Origin of the sequence: Vibrio sp. 10N.261.52.A1 (assembly GCF_002876325.1) — a bacterium.
GTDB classification, from domain to species: Bacteria; Pseudomonadota; Gammaproteobacteria; order Enterobacterales; family Vibrionaceae; genus Vibrio; species Vibrio chagasii.
In genome coordinates this window covers 1-2971 of sequence record NZ_MCYD01000915.1, presented here as the reverse complement: position 1 = coordinate 2971, position 2971 = coordinate 1, and the positions used below count along the sequence as shown (strand labels likewise).

The 2971-nt window shown below is 44.6% G+C and carries 2 protein-coding genes; both read left to right on the top strand.

Annotation, left to right across the window (positions count from 1 at the left end):
- Positions 1-173 precede the first annotated feature (173 nt).
- Positions 174-1601: a cytochrome-c peroxidase gene (locus tag BCT81_RS19920; protein ID WP_198596931.1), complete on the top strand. Its 1428-nt coding sequence runs from the start codon at positions 174-176 to the stop codon at positions 1599-1601.
- A gap of 154 nt (positions 1602-1755) precedes the next feature.
- On the top strand, positions 1756-2971 hold a 1216-nt coding region (locus tag BCT81_RS19915), incomplete at its 3' end, for an NAD-dependent epimerase/dehydratase family protein (RefSeq protein ID WP_102425558.1).

Genomic DNA, 2971 nt, shown 5'->3' with positions numbered 1-2971 from the left:
TCATTGAATTTGTTACCAATTTTCACAAACCCAATTAACCACATGATTTAAATGGCTTTATTTAGTTAAATTTTTGACCATCTAGTTATTCGATTAATATTCATTCCTTTTTGTCATTTCATAAACCGCCGTTAATTCAATAACTTCCACCCCAGTTTCAATAGGGAGTTAAAATGAATAATAAAAAACTAATAATGAGTTTGGCGGGTATTGGCATCTTGGCTTATCTGGGCATGGTCTATACGGTTGATAAAAACGACCAACGTCTTGCCGCTGAAAGCCTCGCGCAATTTTCATCTTTGGATAAGTCATCTTTAGACTACCAAGCGATGAAAGTACTCAGTGATAAAGGATGTGCATACTGCCACACCAACGAAAGCGAAATGCCTTTCTACTCGGAATGGCCGATTGCAAAACCACTCATGAATGCCGACATACAAACAGGTATGAAACACTTTGAAATTACTCAACTCTTCAATGGTATTCAGAATAATGAACCAGTATCTGAAGTAGCACTTGCTCGTATTGAAAAGGTGCTTTACGACGGTTCAATGCCACCCAAACTCTATCAATCGATGCATTGGTCCGCTGGCATCTCAAATGAAGAAAAGCACACTTTATTAAAATGGATACGCCAAACAAGAGCAGACATTCACCAAGATTCTCCGGTAGATGACAGTCGAAGAGAAGGCACACTTCAGCCAATCTACACTCAGTTTGAGGTAAACGAAGACAGAGTTAAGCTAGGCAAAGCGCTCTACCACGACACTCGCCTGTCCGGTGACGACACGGTTTCATGTGCGACTTGCCATGGATTAGACACAGGCGGTGTCGACAACTTAGTCGGCTCTGTTGGTATTCACGGCCAAGTTGGTGGAATCAATGCGCCAACGGTATTCAACTCGGCGTACAACAAACTGCAATTCTGGGATGGCCGAGCAAATGACTTACAAGACCAAGCTGGCGGTCCTCCATTTAACCCTATCGAAATGGGCTCTGAAGGTTGGCAGCAGATCATCGACAAGCTCAGCAGTGACCCTGAGTTAGTTGCCAAATTCAATAAGACTTATGACGGTGAGATCACCGGTGACACCATCACGCATGCAATCGCTGAATTTGAGAAAACCTTGGTAACACCGAACAGCCGTTTCGACCAATATCTGACGGGAAATTCCAATGCGATAGACGACCATGAAAAATATGGACTAACGCTATTTAAACAATACAGCTGCGATACTTGCCACACAGGTGAAGCCATGGGTGGTGAAACTTTTGAAACCATGGGCATGAAAGCGGACTACTTTGCAGATAGAGGAACAGATATCACCCCAGAAGACTTGGGAAGATACAACGTCACTGCGATTGAATCCGACAAACATAAGTTCAAAGTACCAACGCTTAGAAACATTGAACTCACAGCACCTTACTTCCACGATGGTCATGCAGAGACGCTAGAACAAGCGATCTTCGATATGGGTAAATATCAAGTTGGTGTCGAAATGAATGATGAGGAAGTCGATGCAATCAAGGCATTCCTCAAGACGCTAACTGGCGAATATAAAGGAAACAACCTTAGCCCTAAAGCTCAGCAACAAAGCTAATTGATGCCAATCGAAGTCGTTCGATATCACCGATAAACTCAAGCCAATAGATTCTTTCTATTGGCTTTTTCATTACTCAGGCTCAATTGGTTTTGTCGAGAAGTTAGCGTAGTATGAACAAAGGATGGTTTGATAAGCAATACATGGAGTAACGATGAAGAAAGTACTGGTTTTAGGCGCTTCTGGATATGTTGGTTCACAGCTGCTTCCTCTGCTGCTAGAACAAGGTTATCAAGTAACCGCTGCAGCAAGGCACATCGACTACTTAAAAGCGCGAACCGAGCCTCATGAGAATTTATCACTCGAATTTCTCGATCTGGCTGACCAAGCGGCAACACAAGCTTTAGTCCCTGATTTTGACCTCATCTTCTTCCTTGTCCATGGTATGGCGGAAGGTCATGATTTCATTGACTACGAATTAAGCCTGGCCCGTAACTTTGTCTCCGCACTTGGCCCTAAAAACCAACACATCATCTACTTAAGTTCACTTCAGCCTCAAACCGGCGATTCTGAGCACCTTCAAGCGAGAAAGAAAACCGGAGAAGTGCTTCGTAAAGGCTCGGTTCCCGTTACTGAGCTTCGAGCTGGCGTCATCATCGGCCCTGGTTCGGCGGCCTTTGAGATAATGCGAGACTTCGTTTACAACCTACCAATCATGGTTGCGCCGAAATGGGTCGACTCAAAAGCTAACCCTATCGCATTGAAAAACCTCAATCACTACTTGTTAAAGCTCGCGCAAGATACCCCAAGCGACAATCAGACCTTTGAGGTTGGTGGTCCAGATATCGTCTCTTATCGCAATCAATTCGCGCATATCGCCAAAACTGCCGATCGTCCACTTCGGTTGTGGGCGACTTCCCTACTTACACCTAAGATCGCCTCTTATTGGCTTGGCGTGGTGACCTCTGTCCCTTCCAACATAGGTAGAGCATTACTCGCAGGTTTAAAGCATGATTTCATAGCTAACTCGACTACCATCCAAGAAAAATATCCGCAAAAGCTCGCGTCGTTCGAGAGCATGGTTGAACAAGCGATTCATGCTGAGGGTAACTTCGTAAAAAGTAATGTGTGGGGCTTCGATAAAACAGCCTTCAAACGCTGGCAAGCGGGATACGGTTATTATCCTAAGAAGACTGGTGCAAGTATCACATCGACTGCCTCACTAGAGTCGCTTTGGCACGTAGCACAACAAATTGGAAGCCCTAAACAGGGTTACTTTTTCGCTAACGCTTTATGGCGTACAAGAGAGTGGTTAGATCTTCTCTTTGGCGGCGGTGTACCCGTGCGACAAATGCCAGAAGGGCCAACTCTAAAAGTGGGCGACAAAATTGACTCTTGGAAAGTAATTCGCTGTGAAGAGAACCAATTCC